This window comes from Ochrobactrum sp. MYb379 (assembly GCF_037479515.1).
In the GTDB taxonomy this organism is placed as follows: Bacteria; Pseudomonadota; Alphaproteobacteria; order Rhizobiales; family Rhizobiaceae; genus Brucella.
Map to the genome: position 1 here is coordinate 1 of NZ_JBBGYW010000027.1, position 15,671 is coordinate 15,671.

Sequence of the window (15,671 nt, forward strand, 5' to 3'; positions counted from 1 at the left end):
TCCTTGGTTTGTGTGAAGCGGCGATGTGTTCGTCGTTTCGATGATTAAGAGATAGGCCTTTCAATCGGCTGCGCATAGCCAGCGTTTGGTTCACGCATTGTATTCTAAATGGTAGACAATGAACCTTCGAAACCAGAGGATTGTTCTATAGGCAGCTATTTGTTCAAGTATATGTGAACAATTGGCGCATTGCGCGTTTGAATTATTGGAGGTGGATCCTGCATAAGTCCGGTATTTCCGGTTTCGCTAAACGCCATTTACCTTTTTCGACAGGTACAAGCTTCATAGCCACCCGGGAATAAGCGTCCGGGTTTCATGCCGATGTATGCAGGAACATCCAGCAAAGTTGCAACACGCAGTGTTTCAGCCATGGCAATTGCGGCCTCAGCGCATATGGCGGCATCTTCAGCAGCATTATGATGCTTGAAGTTCAATCCCAGATAGCTGGCCAGCACATTTAATTTATGTGATGACAGGTCCGGCCAGACCTTCTGTGCCATCTTGACTGAGCAAAGATACTGTAATTCGGGATAGTTCTGCCGATGTTGATCAAGACACGCTCGCCAGACACTGAAATCGAAAGAGGCGTTATGCGCTAGCATTGTTGCGCCGCGAAAATCATCGGCAAACTCGTCCATAACTTCTGGAAATTCTGCCGCATCCGCGACATGTTCCGGTCGAATGCCATGGATAGCTATATTAAAAGAAGAAAAGCGCATCTCTTTAGGACGGATCAATCGCTCGACCACACGAGTGACGCGGCCATCTTCAATCCATGCCAACCCTACGGAACATGCACTTCCTCGCTGTTCATTTGCTGTTTCAAAATCAACCGCGATAATTTTCAAGTCATGCTCCAAATTTTGTTCTCGCTGTTTAAGGCCAAACTTGAAAATTTACAAATGTATAGAATGGGGAAAAGCCTTTGCAGGTAGCGTCGGAACTCCATGCTCGGAGTTGATATGCTTTCCTCACCCTCACTGACCCAGAAAAAGAATGACGGCGATGACAATTGATGCCGCAACGGCTGAGAGCGTGCCTGCTCCCTGCAAAGCACCCATTCGGTAAAGCACCAGCGAAAAACCTATGATGACGGGCGTTGCTATCAACAGTCCGAACTGCGCTTCTGTCATTGAAACATTCCTTTGTTTTGAAAATGCACCATGCATCTGCGGGCCTGATTTTTCTTTGCCAAAACGCAAAGAAGGTGCGTGCGCTGCGCGCTAGGCATGGCCATGCTTGGAACAGAAGAAACGGCCTTAACGGCAACGATTTCAGATGATGCACCGGAGGAGAATCTTCTCCTGTGGATTCTTGTCTGGAGTGAACTCGTTACGTTTGCGATTTTACTGATTGCTTTCATGGTGATGTCCGTCATCAATATTGAAGGCGTTGCGCAGTTGCGCACGCATCTCAGTCCCGGACTCGCGGCCACCAATACGGTTGTTTTGCTGATGAGTGGTTGGCAAGCAGCAATCGCCGTTCGCAGGCGTCGCGACATTGGCAAGGTTCGGCACCCGCTTTTATGGGCGGCATGTTTTGGTCTGGTTTTCGTGGCTGTGAAGCTCGTCGAATATGCGCACGAGATTCTGTTTGCTGGCGATGAAGCCGCGGGTTCTTTCTTTGAACTCTACTTTCTGCTGACCGGCTTTCACCTCATGCATGTTCTGTTCGGGTCGGTCATTCTCGTATTGGTCGCATGGCGCCCGTCTCCATCGAATGTTCTGCTGATCACCACACTTTGGCACGCGATTGATCTCGTTTGGCTGGTGATGTTTCCAGTTCTCTATCTTGCGTGAGGTAACAAAGTGACGACTCGGAAACACACTCCGCTTAACCGCACGATTGTCATTTTGCTGGCACTTGCCCTGAGTGGTGCGCTGGTTGCGAGTTTTAGTCGCGGCATGCTTACGGCAATCATTTTGGTGCTAATTCTTGCTTTCGCAAAGGGTTGGTTCGTTGTGCTTGATTTCATGGAAATGCGCGGCACTGGAGGTGCTTTGAAGCCTGCCTTGCTGGCTTGGCCTGCAATTCTACTGACGCTTGCACTCGTGCGTTCTGTCGCAGTGCGGTTCTTCCTTTAAGCAACTGTTGTGGTCTTTGCCAAATCGCAAAGACGCGTTTTCACCTCCGGATAGAACAGTTCTGTCCCGTGATGCTGGGGAGGGGATTCACCAGCCAAACCATTGATGGGGATAAGAGCGCATCTCGAAAAGTGTGAAACGGTTTTCGGAAAAAGATGCGCGTTAAAACAAATATTCGGAGCGAAACGGCTCTGAATGCCGGGGCTTAGCCTTTGGCCAATGAAAGGACGAAGGGGATGGCAGAACGCCTAACCAAGACCGGCGCCCGAAACGTCTTCTATGGCGGTTCCATATTCTTTTTCGCGATCTTCGTGGGACTGACGGCGCACAGCCATTACTACATGAAAACAACATCTACGGATGAATCGACACTGACCGAAGGTGTCATTCGCGGCAAGCACGTCTGGGAAAAGAATTCCTGTATCAACTGTCACACGCTGCTGGGCGAGGGCGCTTATTTTGCTCCAGAACTCGGTAATGTTTGGAAGCGCTACGGCGGTGAAGATGACCCTGAAGGCGCGCGAGACACTATGAAAGCGTGGATGCAGGCGCAGCCAACTGGCATTGAGGGACGCCGTCAGATGCCGCAGTTCAACCTCAATGAACAGGAACTCAACGATCTGGCTGATTTCCTTGAATGGACCAGCCGCATCAAGACGCAGAACTGGCCACCAAATGAGGCAGGCTGAGGCGCGGATGAACGGAGTTTTATGATATGAAATATGAAAGCCAAAAGGTTGCGATGCTCTATTTCTACGGAGCACTCGCCCTGTTTGTCGCGCAGGTCGCGTTCGGCGTTGTCGCTGGTTTGATCTATGTGCTCCCCAACACGCTCTCCGAGCTTCTGCCGTTCAATATCGTTCGCATGATCCATACCAATGCGTTGATTGTCTGGCTGTTGATGGGGTTTATGGGTTCGACCTATTATCTTCTGCCGGAAGAAACAGAAACTGAGCTTTACAGCACCAAGCTTGCCGTCATCCAGTTCTGGATGTTTTTTGTGGCAGCCGGTGTTGCGGTGGTGGGCTATCTGTTCAAAATTCATGAGGGCCGCGAGTTTCTTGAGCAGCCTTTTATCATCAAAGTCGGCATTCTTGTCGTCTGTTTGATGTTCATGTTCAACATCACGCTGACAGCTTTGAAAGGCCGCAAAACAACAGTCACCAATATCCTGTTGTTTGGTCTTTGGGGTCTATCGCTGTTCTTCCTCTTCGCCTTCTATAATCCGGTCAATCTCGCCATCGACAAGCTTTACTGGTGGTATGTGATTCATCTGTGGGTTGAAGGCGTGTGGGAACTGATCATGGCGTCGATCCTCGCCTTCCTGATGATCAAGCTCAATGGGATTGACCGCGAAGTCGTTGAAAAGTGGCTCTATGTCATCGTTGGTCTGGCCCTGTTTTCAGGCATTCTCGGTACTGGTCACCACTATTACTGGATTGGCGCACCAGGCTATTGGCAGTGGATTGGCTCCTTGTTCTCCACGCTGGAAGTCGCTCCCTTCTTCACCATGGTAATCTTCACCTTCGTGATGACATGGAAGGCCGGTCGCAAACATCCAAACCGTGCCGCACTTCTTTGGTCGATCGGTTGTTCTGTGATGGCGTTCTTTGGTGCAGGCGTATGGGGCTTCATGCACACGCTGTCCTCGGTGAACTATTACACCCACGGCACACAGCTCACCGCAGCACACGGCCACCTCGCTTTCTTTGGTGCCTATGTCATGCTCAACCTTGCGGTTATGGCCTACGCGATCCCGGAAATTCGCGGACGTGCACCCTATAATCAGATGCTTTCTATGGTGAGCTTCTGGGCCATGTGTACGGCAATGTCTGTCATGACCTTTGCGCTTACCTTTGCAGGCGTGGTGCAGACCCACATGCAGCGCGTCCTGGGGGAAAACTACATGGTCGTGCAGGATCAGCTCGCGATCTTCTACTGGATGCGTCTTGGCTCTGGCGTGGTCGTGGTGATCTCGGTCTTCATGTTCATCTGGGCCGTATTGGTTCCGGGCAAAGAACGTCGCGAAAGTGCAACTGGCTTCGTACAGCCCGCTGAATAATCAATGCTAAAAGCCCCGCCGTCCGGCGGGGCTTCCTTACTTCACAACAAGGAAGACGGCTATGACCAGCACAATCAATTCCGTTTTGAAAAGCGTTGAAACAGTTGACGCTTCCATTCCCGCTTATAGCCCTTCGGGCAATGAATGCACTCTGTTTGAAATGGCGTGGAAGCGTAAGCTGCCTCTGCTTTTAAAAGGCCCAACAGGTTGCGGTAAAACCCGCTTCGTCAGCCACATGGCGGCAAAGCTCGGTCTGCCACTTTCAACAGTTTCCTGCCATGATGATCTGGCGGCAGCGGACCTTACTGGTCGCTATCTGCTGAAAGGCGGTGACACCCATTGGGTCGATGGACCGCTGACGCGCGCGGTACGCGAAGGCGGTATTTGCTATCTTGATGAGATTGTCGAAGCGCGTAAGGATGTGGCCGTGGTTCTGCATCCGCTGACCGACGACCGCCGTGTTCTGCCGCTCGAACGCACTGGTGAACTGTTGGAAGCACCGGACCGTTTCATGCTCGTAGTTTCCTATAATCCCGGTTATCAGAACTTGCTGAAATCACTCAAGCCAAGCACGCGACAGCGTTTTGTGGCGATCGAATTCGACTTCCTGCCAAAAGAGCAGGAAATCGCAGTGGTGAGCCAGGAAAGTGGTCTCGATGCGAAGTCCGTCGCCCCACTGGTTGCCCTTGCCCATCGTTTGCGCGGTCTGAAAGGACATGATCTTGAAGAAGGCGTATCAACGCGTCTGCTGGTCTATTGTGCTTCACTCATTGATGCGGGCATGACGCAACGCGAGGCAGCGCGTGCAGCCATGATTGAGCCACTGACCGATGAGCCGGATGTGAAGGCGGCTCTTTTGGAAATTGCTGATGCAATGCTGAAATAGGCGGTCATAACATGCTGGATTTTCTGGAACTTGAGGAAACAGTTGGCCGGGCCTGGCATCGCCTTATTGGTAAAACCGGGTCGTGGCCGCAATATGCTGATCAGGCAGTAAAGCTTGCTGATATTCGCCAGAGACTTGCGATTTGTTTCCGCGGCTTTGGCGGCGATATCGCGGTTCAGATCGCACCCGCACGGGCGCGAACTTCTGGACACAGACTTGGATTGCGTCAGCGCATGGCTTTGGGCGAGGAAAAACTCAATCATCCACTGCGCGATGAAGCGACGCTGATGTTGCCGCCTGAAATAGCACTGTTTCCTGACCGCAAGCTCAATTACGATCTTTATGTCTGGCTTGCCGGTTACATGGCCGTCATGCCACTGGATTTGACCGCAATGCCGGATGATCCATTACGCCGTGATCTGGCATCGCTTGATTTAGCAGCAGATACGACGCTGAAAACTTGTACGTTGTTTCCGGGATTGCAAGAGCGTTATGCGCGGCTTTGCGATGCTGTGCTTGCTGCACGACCAAAGCGACCGTTGAACCAGCTTGAGCAGCTTGTTGAACAGCGTATTCTGTCATTGCTAAATGATGGCGCAGGCCTGCCTGATCGCACTCTCGCAGCGATTTTTCCACATCGCGCGCCAGCTGGCTATCTGCCGATTTTGCCGGTGCCACTCTGGCCGGGACTTATACGGCGTGACGAAACCGCATCACGTTCAGATGCAGACGAGCCGGTGCGCAATTCCAACGCAGAAGGCGTTGAAACAGGGCGGCAGATTGCGCAGCGTGAAAAGCAGGATAATCGTCAGACGGATCGAAGCCCGTTTATTCTTAATCGGTTTGAGAAAATTCTGGCGATGGCCGAAATGGTCAGCGTTGATCGTCCTTCGGACGACAGCGACGAGCAGAGCGCAAAATCAGCGGACGAGCTGGACGATCTGACATTGGGCGAACGCAAGGGCAAGCCCGCAGCACGCTTTCGGTTTGATCTTGATTTGCCGCCAGAGGCCGTGGATCACAGTTTGCTGACCGCGAAACTCACTTATCCCGAGTGGGATTACCGCAAGGCGAGCTATCTTCAGGATCATTGTAGTGTATTGGCAGCGCCCGTGCAGGATCGTGATGAAGCTGTGGAACTTGACGACGAGGCACGAAGCCTCGTGCGAAAGGTGCGGCGTCAGTTTGAGATTTTGCGACCCGGTCGTGAGATGATGCGGGCACAGCTCGACGGGAATGATCTTGATTTGGATGCGGTTGTCCGCTCGCGCTGTGATTTTGCAGCAGGCGGGCAGGGCAGCGAGCGCGTGCATCTGATGAGCCGCCCGCAGGCGAACGATCTGGCGGTGACTATTCTTGTCGATGTTTCGCTATCAACCGATGCATGGGTGGATAATCGGCGGGTGCTGGATGTGGAGAAAGAAGCGCTGCTTGTGTTGGCCAACGGCATTGCCGCTTGTGGCGACCGCTGTTCGATCCTGACATTTACGTCGCGCCGTCGCGCATGGGTGCGTGTTGAAACCGTGAAGGATTTCGATGAGCCATTCAGCAAGACGGTTGAACACCGGATTGCAGCGCTTAAACCAGGCTTCTATACGCGTATGGGTGTTGCAATGCGTCATGCAACGGCCAAGCTCAGCGAACAGCATAATCGCAAAAAGCTGCTGCTTCTGCTGACCGATGGCAAGCCGAATGATGTTGATCATTATGAGGGTCGCTTTGCTTTGGAGGATACACGGCGGGCGGTCAGCGAAGCGCGGACCAAAGGCATTAATGTCTTTGCCGTGACTGTGGATCGCGAAGCCAATGCATATCTGCCCGCACTTTTTGGGCATGGCGGCTATTCTCTGATTGCAAAATTGTCCAAGCTTCCCCCGGCTCTTCCTGCAATTTACCGTATGCTTGCGGGTTAGAGTTTCAATAGTCATATTTTTTATCTTGTTTGAGATGAAACAAATCGCCCCCGTATCATCCAGTTTAGAATTGATCTTGTGATGATGCGGGGCTGTCATCATCATCTTTCGATATCCGACGGCCATGGATGAACCTGATGACAAGCGAACCTGTTTCCACGATCAATATTATCGATGTACGCACCATTCCGCCTATCTCCCGTCATGCGACTATTTTCGCGATGATTGATGATCTGGAACCGGGCGAAACTTTGCAGATCGTCAATGATCATGATCCGGTTCCGCTGCATTATCAGCTTGATAGCCGTAATCCGGGTGTTTTCTCTTGGGAATATAAGGAAAGCGGCCCGTTGTGGCGTGTAGAGATCGGTCGCCCCAACAATCATACACATGCCGATGGCCACGAATGCACTTGTGGCAATCACTAACTCTTTTTTGAAGGCCTGCCATGTTCGGTGCCGCGCTTTCCCGATGGACACTCGCATACGTCGCCGCCTCACTGTTTTTCCTGAGTGCAGGAATGGCACTTATGGCGGGAGGTTTCGGCTATCCGTTTGATGATTTACGGGCACCAGAAACACTCATCGTGGTGCATATAATCGCTATTGGGTGGCTTTCATTATTGATGTGCGGAGCACTGTTGCAGTTTGTGCCTGTGCTGGTGGCAAAGCCTTTACAGCTCAGCAATGCCGGGCTTCCGGCATTGCTGTTTTTGCTCACTGGCCTTTGCGGTCTGATCGCCGGATTTGCGGCTCTTGCAGGCATTGTCGAATTGCCGCTCTGGATGATGCCGGTTTCCGCACTGTTTCTAATCATTGGTTTTGCTATCATCATTGCGATGCTTGCTATGACAATCTGGAGTGCGCGACCGCTGACTTTACCAGCACGTTTTGTAGGTGTTGGCCTTGTATGCCTGCTGGTTGTGGTTGTTCTGGGAAGCCTTTTTACACTGATGCTATCCGGCATGCTTGAACAGGTTTTCCTGATGGAGATCGCTTCTTCAGGGCTTTCAACCCATGTCATTTTGGGCCTTGGAGGCTGGATGACCTTTACTGCAATGGGCGTCAGCTATCGCCTTCTGACCATGTTTATGCTTGCGCCGGAGCCTGCAAAAAAGACGGTGCATCTGGTTTGGACTGCAGGTGTTGCCGCGCTGGCGCTGCTGATTTTCGTGACAGTCTTCACACACTGGGGTTATGAGTGGACTGATATTGCTCTCGTGGCGGTACTGGTTTTGGGTGTTACCAGCATTGGCCTCTATGTCCATGATGTGCATTCGATTTATGGCCAGAGAAAACGCAAAACTATTGAGCTGAATAGCGCTGCATCCGTTCCGGCCTTTGCTGCCATATTGCTTTCGATGCCCATCGCAATTGCTCTGCCTTGGGTCGGCGCCACGGATGGCGTTGTTGCAGCGCTGGTCTATCTTTTTACATTTGGCTGGCTGACTGGCCTAAGTCTGGCGCAGCTTTATAAGATCGTCCCGTTCCTGACATGGCTTGAATGCTATGGCCCAGTGATGGGCAAGGTTTTGACGCCGCGCGTGCAGGATATTGTGGTTGAAAGCCGGGCAAAGCGTTGGTTCTGGGTATATTATACAGGTGTTGCCATTGCCATTATCGCGCTCATTGTCGGGCAGACACTTACATTCAGGGTGGGATGTGCACTTAATCTTGTTGCAATTTTCGCCTTGTCATCTCATTTCATTCGCGCGCGGCGACTGATGGATGTGCCGGAAGCCATGAAACTTCCAAATGTTATCTCTGTGCCACATCTGATTTACGCTGGTAGTCCAGTTTCTGGGAGGAGCAAATGACGTTGTCCGTTTACGAGTTAATTCCACACGAGCTTGATGTTCGTCCGCTCCTGAAAGCAGGCGTCGAGCCGTTTCAGGCAATTATGGGCGCTGTCGAAGGATTGGCTGCCGGACAAAGCCTTATTTTAATTGCTCCATTTAAGCCGGTACCTCTCTTTACAGTCATGGAACGCAAGGGGTTCTCTGCCAAAGCGGAAGCAATTGGCGATGGCGATTGGCAGGTCCTGTTTGCGCCAATCGGGGATGAAGCGCCTGCTGTGCAGATTTCGGATAATGCCGGTTCGCCAGATGACTGGCCGGAGCCGTCGCAATATCTTGATTGTTCCGATATGGACCCGCCGCAGCCGATGGTTAGCATTCTTGCAGAGGTCGAGAATATGCAGACGGGTGAAGTGCTGTTTGCACTTTTGCATCGCGAGCCGTTGTTTCTGTTTCCAGAGCTTGAAAAGCGCGGCCATCAGTGGGTGGGGAATTTTGACGACGCAGGTGAGGCATATCGCATTATGATCCGCGTCGGAACAGCGTGAGGATCAGTGATGCAAAGCAAACAACTCGATCGGCTGGAAGATGAAGTGCGCAATGCATTGCGCATTGTCATGGATCCCGAACTCGGCATTAATCTCGTTGATCTTGGTATGATCTATATGATCACAGCGCATGCGAATGGTGATGTCTCGGTCAAAATGACCACAACCACGCGCGGTTGTCCTGCAGCCGGATTTCTTACGCAAGCTGTGCAGGCTTGCGTTGAGAACGTAGCGGGCGTTTCTCATGCAGATGTTGAACTGACCTATGAACCTACATGGTCACCGGATATGGCGATACCTGAAGCGCGTGCGCGTTTTGCGGTGCCCGATTTCTGAGACTTGTTGCAGCTAAAATTTATGGAGTAAGCGGTCTTATTGAAGGCCGCTTTTTTAGTTTTGATCGGTATGAAATGGCCAGTAAAGAACTGTTCTAAAATCTACTAATAGGCGCATATGAGCGTTAAGAGTAGGCAGAGATTTCGTTTTGAGTGGCCTTACTTGTTCCAGCGCAAATGACGAAGTTAAAGTGTGAAGCTATTAATTTAAGCATCTGATTTTTAATGATAATTATTATCAGTAAATTCGTTCAGAATTGATTGTAAGCAATGAATAGGGATCGGATGCCTCCTATACATAGAGTGACAGAGCGGAAGAACGCTCGGTCCTATCGGAAGGAGAGAATCGATGGGTGACCATATCAATATTAATCGTCGCACAATTTTGGCAGGAGCAGCCCTTGCAGGCGCACTGGCACCAGTTTTGGCGACAAGCTCAGCCTGGGCCGCAGGAACCTTGAAAAAGGCAAGTGCTGCGGAAATAGCAGCGCTGCCGCGCGAAAAGGTTGAGCTGGTTAAGCCTCCTTTCGTGCATGCGCATAGTCAGGTTGCAAACGGCGGTCCGAAGGTGGTTGAGTTCACCATGGTGATCGAGGAAAAGAAGATGATCCTCGATGACGCTGGAACAGAAGTTCATGCGATGACCTTCAATGGCACTGTGCCGGGACCACTGATGGTTGTGCATCAGGACGACTATGTTGAACTGACGCTCATCAATCCTGAAACCAACACACTCATGCACAACATCGATTTCCATGCGGCAACGGGTGCATTGGGCGGCGGTGGACTGACCGAAATCAATCCCGGTGAAAAGACCATCCTGCGCTTTAAGGCAACAAAGCCTGGTGTGTTTGTTTACCACTGCGCACCTCCCGGAATGGTGCCATGGCACGTTACATCGGGCATGAATGGTGCAATCATGGTGCTTCCGCGCGATGGCCTGCATGATGGCAAGGGCAAGGCGCTGACCTATGACAAAGTCTACTATGTTGGCGAACAGGACTTCTATGTACCGCGTGACGAAGAGGGTAATTACAAGAAGTATGACGCTCCCGGCGACTCTTATGAAGATGTTGTCAAAGTCATGCGCACACTCATTCCAACCCATGTCGTCTTTAATGGCGGTGTAGGTGCGCTAACCGGCGACAAAGCCATGACAGCCAAGGTAGGCGAAAAGGTACTGATCGTTCATTCGCAGGCTAACCGCGATACGCGTCCGCATCTCATCGGTGGACATGGCGATTATGTCTGGGCAACCGGCAAGTTCAATACGCCGCCGGATGTTGATCAGGAAACATGGTTTATTCCGGGTGGTGCAGCGGCAGCAGCCTTCTACACCTTCCAGCAACCGGGCATCTATGCCTATGTGAACCATAACCTGATCGAAGCTTTTGAACTGGGCGCTGCTGCTCACTTCAAGGTAACGGGCGAATGGAACGACGATCTGATGACGTCGATACTGGCACCATCGGGCATGTAAGTCCGACATGACAGCCAACGGTTCGGGGGACATGAGAGCACTGGAGGCTCGTCTCCCGGACGACTGATCCTTTAACTCATCTTGTGAACATCATGAAACAGAGTGCAAAGAAAAAGCTGCGCGATCTCGGCGTTGCTGTTCCGGCTGTCCTTCTCGCTGTTGTTAGCGCACTATTCGTTGTCGATGCCGTGGGCCAGATCAGCGTAAAAGACGGGGCGTTTGAGGTCAGTCGCCCACAAACCGTTACTGTTACGCAGCGAAACATGACCTATCGTGCGGACGGCGATTTTCAAAAGAATAATTATCCAACCGATGCACCGCTGACGACACGCAGGCTTGGCCGGTCGTTCGAGATTATGAAATATCAGGTTACCGTTGCGGACTATGCAAACTGTGTAAGCGATGGCGCATGTGTTGCAGCCGATACCCAGTCTAAAGCCGCAAACGCTGCGCAATCGACCCATCCGATTGTTGGCATCAGCTATGACGATGCAGAGGCTTATGCGCAATGGTTTTCGGACAAAACAGGCGAAGTCTGGCATTTGCCGACCGACGAGCAATGGGCTTTCGCCGCGGGTTCGCGCTTTGCCGATGATGCGCTAGGCGGTGATGACGATGGTAGTGTTAATCCAGCGCTGCGCTGGCTGCGCGATTATGAAAAACAAAGCGCACGCAAACAGGATCGTGACCCGGCTGTTCTGCCAGTAGGCAGCTTTGGCGAAAACGAACTTGGCATTGCCGATATTGGCGGCAATGTGTGGGAGTGGACCACGACCTGTCATCGTCGTGTCAATCTCGATGCCTATGGCAAGGTGGCAAGCGAAAACGTAGTTTGCGGCGTCTATGTGGTGAATGGTAAGCATCGCGCAGCGATGAGTTCATTTATCCGTAACCCAAAATCCGGGGGATGCAGTGTTGGTTTGCCGCCCGATAACCTTGGATTTCGCCTTGTCCGCGACGGGCGCTGGTATGCCCCTGTGCTCAAGCGGTTTAAAGGCCTTTCGGTGTAACGTTAATTGATGAAGCACCACAAGATTATGCCCCTAAATACATGCTATTCCTGCTTAATTATGCTAAGCAGGAATAGGGATTCAGAGTAGGGGTATTAGAATGGCCACGATTGATCGCGGTCTTGTCAGGAAATTATCATTATTCGCCAAAATGGGGGACAATGAGCTTGATAAGCTGGTCTCTTACGCAACGTCCCGACGTATTGCGCAGGGCGAATCTATTTTCGAGCAGGGCGATGAAGCAGCTACATTTTATCTGCTGCTTCATGGTCGCTTGAAGGTCAATCAGGTAACTGCCGACGGGCAGCAGATCATTGTCCGGATGGTGCATCCGGGAGATCTTTTTGGTTTTGCCAAAGCTTTGCAGCGCAATGATTATCCCGGGACAGCAGTGGCAGTGACGGAAAGTATTATACTCGGCTGGCCCACGGAATTGTGGGACTATTTTGTTGAGCAAAATCCCGGCTTGGCAATGAATGCTATCCAGACGATCGGCAAGCGCCTTGAAGAAGCGCATACGCGTATTCGCGAAATGTCGACGGAAGAAGTTGAGCGTCGAGTCGCTCACGTTGTACTGCGTCTGGCGCAGAAGGCTGGCAAGAAAGAAGAGGGCGGTATTCGTATCGACTTCCCGATTACGCGACAGGATATTGCCGAAATGACTGGCACGACATTGCATACCGTATCGCGGATTTTGAGTGCATGGGAAACGAAGGGTTTTGTCTCTGGCGGGCGTCAGAAGCTGACTGTAATTGATACGTCGGGTATCCGGCGGCTTGCGGAAGGCGAAGTTTAAAGCTCCGAACGTAATACACTTTTAGGTGATAAAAGGCCGTGCTTTGGTATGAAAGCATGGCCTTTCCGGCTTTTGAATACTAGCCGTGCATAACTGAAGCAGTCTTCTGACGACTGACATAAGCAGCACCGATGCCACCATACAAAAAACCGTTGGAGAGCGGTGCAGCCGGATAAGTCTGCTGCAACCTGTGTCGCGCTTCCGCAGGATCAATGCGTCCATGTAAAACATCTTCATGGATGCGCACGACAGCAACCATGTCGCAATCCTGTGGCGATAGCCTAAAACGCCGAACGCCTGCTTGCACCAGCTCCGGCATATCCTCAATCAGTGACTGGCAGGTGTGAGACAATGTCTGCACACCGTTCAGTGCCAGAAACGGCTGGCTGTCGAGGGTTTTCACAGGCAATCCGTCAGGTTCCTCGCCGCAGACAAACTGGCAGTTATCTTTGATATGGCCTTTGGAGCGAGCGTGAGCACAGCGTGCTGAGATTGCCAGCGGAATGCGTCCAAACGCGAACACCTCAAAGGCTATTTCCGGAGCACCTTTGATAATTTCACGAATTGAATTCAATGGTAATTCGGGCGGAAGGCAAATAGACGTTGCACCACGCGCTGCAAGTACTTTCGCGGTTGCAGCATTATAGACATTCACCAATGGGCCGACGATATGCGGCTTGCCTGCCAGTAGCCCTAATGCCGAGAGATCATTGGCCTCTACCGGAAAAGGAGAGTCCTCTGCCGTCTGGCGTACATGCTTTGCTTCTCGTTCCAACATGACCAGTGCGAGCGAACCAAGGCTTACACTTTTGCCCGCATTTTGCAGCCGCTCAATTACTTCTTCCATGAAGGGATCAATGAAATGAAAACGCTTGGAACAGACGATTTCGCCAACCGTCACATGCTCAATCGGGGATTCATCTGCAATGCGAAAATAGAAATCCCGCCATTTGGGCCCGTCCCACAAAAATAGAACAGGTCCTAGGCTAAGATTGGGACTGAGGCTGGGGGTGGAGCGTTTGTCAGACATGATTATCTCCAGCGTTTTTCATACGCGCCTGAGGTGGTCTGCTGACCTTCACTCAATGTACGCAATCGCGACAAAAGGGCGGCGCGTCGTTCGGGTCCCGCTGAAAGTGTTTGACGCAAGGTCGAAACAACTTCCGCAACATAGGCTTTGCCGCGCTGACGCCCTTCTATTTTCAGCGCCGACACCCCTGCAGCGCGTAGCTCATCAATATGATTCATCACATCGAGCGAAACAGGGTCTTCAAAGGCATAGCCTTCTTCATCGCCAATATTGAAACGGCCTTTGCAAAGTGTCGGATAGCCCGCGGCTTCTCCTGCTGGAAACCGGTTGATGGTATAATCACCCAATTCCGATACCAGTTCGGAGCCATCATTGCGATAACGAACATGGCTTGCCGGGGAGCAGACACCATTCATATTGGGTGATTTTCCGGTTGCATATGAGGACAGAGAGCAGCGCCCCTCTGCCATCACGCAGAGACCACCGAAGACGAAGACTTCCATCTCACAGGCAATTTTTTTGCCAAGTTTTGCAATGTCCGGGATGGTCAGAACACGTGGCAGAACCACGCGTTTTGCTTTAAATGCATCAATCAGAAAACGCACAGCGTCGGCATTGGATGCAGAAGCCTGAACCGAAACATGCAGCCGCTGCTCTGGATGCTTCTCTGCGGTGTAAGCCATCAGGCCGAAGTCAGCCAAAATAACAGCATCGGCACCAAGGCTGGCTGCGTCATCCACAGCCGAATACCAGATATGCTCGTCGCCCGCGCGCATGAAGGTATTTATAGCGACAAAGACCTGCGTGCGACGGGAATGCGCGAAACTGATCGCATCTTTCAGTTCTGCGCGGCTGAAGTTAAGCCCCGGAAAATTGCGAGCATTGGTTTCATCGCGAAACCCGCAATAGACAGCATCAGCTCCCGCCTGAACGGCCTCTCGCAATGCGGCCGGTGTACCTGCCGGGCAGATCAGTTCCATGCGCGTTCTCCCTGATCCGCCTTTTTGATATTCAATGCTTTATCGCGAAGGTAGCCTGCAATATTCTGAACAAGCGGCGCAAATGGGCCTGCAGCTTTACCGAGATCGGCGGGAAGATCGACATTGCAATCGTCCAGCGCATTGCGCAGCGCAAGCATAGCTTCCATGTCGCCAGTCACTGTGATGTCACGCGAGAAAAATAGCGCATCGCCATCGAGTTTTCCCTCAAGCAATGCCAGCAGCATGACGAGTGGACCATCAATCGCCGCATCTGTTTCGACAGCCGTATCTTTGCGCATAACCGTGATCGTAGGCCGCGCAGGCTCGACCACAAACATGAATGGTAGATCGGATGGGCTGAAACCAAATCGTTTATCGACATAGTCGCCAAGGCGCTCGAACAAGCCTGGATGTGCGCGGATAACTTGTAGAAACACGCGCGAAATAAGCGGAGTAAGGAGAAAAGGCGGTACAAGCCGTGCAGGAGCAGCCACAGCTGGTGGAATCTTCATCATTACTCAGCTCCTGTTTAACATAAAAAAGAATTATGCGATTCAGTGCGGCCTGAGTTTGATTAAGATCAAAGACGGTGAAACAATTTGTCTTTCAAGCGTGAGTCATGAAAAATGCGCCTGTTGTGCAATGTAAAATGCTGATAAATATTGATAATATAAACCAATATACATTTATAAAATATCTACAATTAATCTTTGTAAGTATAACTGAGTTTTAATGTTATTTAAATATATTTT

General features: G+C 51.4%; 18 protein-coding genes. 13 read left to right on the forward strand and 5 right to left on the reverse strand.

Annotated elements, in window-relative coordinates; genetic code table 11:
* Window positions 1–257: 257 nt before the first annotated feature.
* Both WH356_RS23515 and WH356_RS23520 read right to left on the reverse strand, forming a co-directional pair.
* Entirely contained in the window at window positions 258–848 is a 591-nt protein-coding gene (locus WH356_RS23515; protein WP_339515241.1) for a 3'-5' exonuclease, read from the reverse strand.
* 129 nt (window positions 849–977) lie between these two features.
* On the reverse strand, window positions 978–1,133 hold the full coding sequence (locus tag WH356_RS23520) for a hypothetical protein (RefSeq protein ID WP_250040501.1): 156 nt from the start codon (window positions 1,131–1,133) through the stop codon (window positions 978–980).
* 102 nt (window positions 1,134–1,235) lie between these two features.
* On the opposite strand from WH356_RS23520, the gene WH356_RS23525 reads away from it, so the two are divergent.
* The 13 genes from WH356_RS23525 (at window position 1,236) to WH356_RS23585 (ending at window position 12,909) form a co-directional block, all read left to right on the forward strand.
* Window positions 1,236–1,799 carry a cytochrome c oxidase subunit 3 gene (locus tag WH356_RS23525; RefSeq protein WP_339515244.1) on the forward strand — a complete coding sequence of 188 codons (564 nt, stop codon included), beginning with the start codon at window positions 1,236–1,238 and terminating at the stop codon, window positions 1,797–1,799.
* 9 nt (window positions 1,800–1,808) lie between these two features.
* On the forward strand, window positions 1,809–2,084 hold the full coding sequence (locus WH356_RS23530) for a cytochrome C oxidase subunit IV family protein (protein ID WP_339515246.1): 276 nt from the start codon (window positions 1,809–1,811) through the stop codon (window positions 2,082–2,084).
* A gap of 236 nt (window positions 2,085–2,320) precedes the next feature.
* Window positions 2,321–2,773: a c-type cytochrome gene (locus WH356_RS23535; protein WP_339515248.1), complete on the forward strand. Its 453-nt coding sequence runs from the start codon at window positions 2,321–2,323 to the stop codon at window positions 2,771–2,773.
* Window positions 2,774–2,799: 26 nt separating this feature from the next.
* Window positions 2,800–4,146 (forward strand): cbb3-type cytochrome c oxidase subunit I, encoded by a 1,347-nt coding sequence (locus tag WH356_RS23540; RefSeq protein WP_339515250.1) that lies wholly within the window; start codon window positions 2,800–2,802, stop codon window positions 4,144–4,146.
* Window positions 4,147–4,219: 73 nt separating this feature from the next.
* Window positions 4,220–5,032, forward strand: a complete 813-nt coding sequence (locus WH356_RS23545) for a CbbQ/NirQ/NorQ/GpvN family protein (protein ID WP_339515270.1) — start codon at window positions 4,220–4,222, stop codon at window positions 5,030–5,032.
* 11 nt (window positions 5,033–5,043) lie between these two features.
* Window positions 5,044–6,945: a nitric oxide reductase activation protein NorD gene (locus WH356_RS23550; protein WP_339515252.1), complete on the forward strand. Its 1,902-nt coding sequence runs from the start codon at window positions 5,044–5,046 to the stop codon at window positions 6,943–6,945.
* A gap of 137 nt (window positions 6,946–7,082) precedes the next feature.
* Window positions 7,083–7,373: a DUF2249 domain-containing protein gene (locus WH356_RS23555; RefSeq protein ID WP_339515254.1), complete on the forward strand. Its 291-nt coding sequence runs from the start codon at window positions 7,083–7,085 to the stop codon at window positions 7,371–7,373.
* A 20-nt stretch (window positions 7,374–7,393) separates the two neighbouring features.
* On the forward strand, window positions 7,394–8,761 hold the full coding sequence (locus WH356_RS23560) for a hypothetical protein (protein WP_339515256.1): 1,368 nt from the start codon (window positions 7,394–7,396) through the stop codon (window positions 8,759–8,761).
* Window positions 8,762–8,763: 2 nt separating this feature from the next.
* Window positions 8,764–9,288 carry a DUF2249 domain-containing protein gene (locus WH356_RS23565; RefSeq protein WP_339515272.1) on the forward strand — a complete coding sequence of 175 codons (525 nt, stop codon included), beginning with the start codon at window positions 8,764–8,766 and terminating at the stop codon, window positions 9,286–9,288.
* A gap of 9 nt (window positions 9,289–9,297) precedes the next feature.
* The gene (locus tag WH356_RS23570; protein WP_339515258.1) at window positions 9,298–9,624 is read left to right on the forward strand and encodes a metal-sulfur cluster assembly factor; all 327 of its coding nucleotides are present in this window, start codon (window positions 9,298–9,300) and stop codon (window positions 9,622–9,624) included.
* Window positions 9,625–9,972: 348 nt separating this feature from the next.
* The gene (gene nirK / locus WH356_RS23575) at window positions 9,973–11,103 is read left to right on the forward strand and encodes a copper-containing nitrite reductase (RefSeq protein ID WP_339515260.1); all 1,131 of its coding nucleotides are present in this window, start codon (window positions 9,973–9,975) and stop codon (window positions 11,101–11,103) included.
* An 89-nt stretch (window positions 11,104–11,192) separates the two neighbouring features.
* Complete coding sequence (locus WH356_RS23580; protein WP_339515274.1) at window positions 11,193–12,113, forward strand: formylglycine-generating enzyme family protein; 921 nt, start codon at window positions 11,193–11,195, stop codon at window positions 12,111–12,113.
* A 100-nt stretch (window positions 12,114–12,213) separates the two neighbouring features.
* Window positions 12,214–12,909: a Crp/Fnr family transcriptional regulator gene (locus WH356_RS23585; RefSeq protein WP_339515262.1), complete on the forward strand. Its 696-nt coding sequence runs from the start codon at window positions 12,214–12,216 to the stop codon at window positions 12,907–12,909.
* A 79-nt stretch (window positions 12,910–12,988) separates the two neighbouring features.
* Here WH356_RS23585 and ubiV read toward each other — a convergent pair whose 3' ends face one another.
* Genes ubiV through ubiT form a run of 3 tightly spaced genes read right to left on the reverse strand, consistent with a single transcriptional unit; the run spans window position 12,989 to window position 15,434 of the window.
* Window positions 12,989–13,939 (reverse strand): ubiquinone anaerobic biosynthesis protein UbiV, encoded by a 951-nt coding sequence (gene ubiV / locus WH356_RS23590; protein ID WP_339515264.1) that lies wholly within the window; start codon window positions 13,937–13,939, stop codon window positions 12,989–12,991.
* Between the two features lie 2 nt (window positions 13,940–13,941).
* Window positions 13,942–14,919 (reverse strand): ubiquinone anaerobic biosynthesis protein UbiU, encoded by a 978-nt coding sequence (gene ubiU, locus WH356_RS23595; protein WP_339515266.1) that lies wholly within the window; start codon window positions 14,917–14,919, stop codon window positions 13,942–13,944.
* Window positions 14,910–15,434, reverse strand: coding sequence for a ubiquinone anaerobic biosynthesis accessory factor UbiT (gene ubiT, locus WH356_RS23600; RefSeq protein WP_339515268.1), 525 nt, complete (start codon window positions 15,432–15,434; stop codon window positions 14,910–14,912). The genes ubiU and ubiT overlap by 10 nt, the downstream gene beginning before the upstream one ends.
* Window positions 15,435–15,671: the final 237 nt, after the last annotated feature.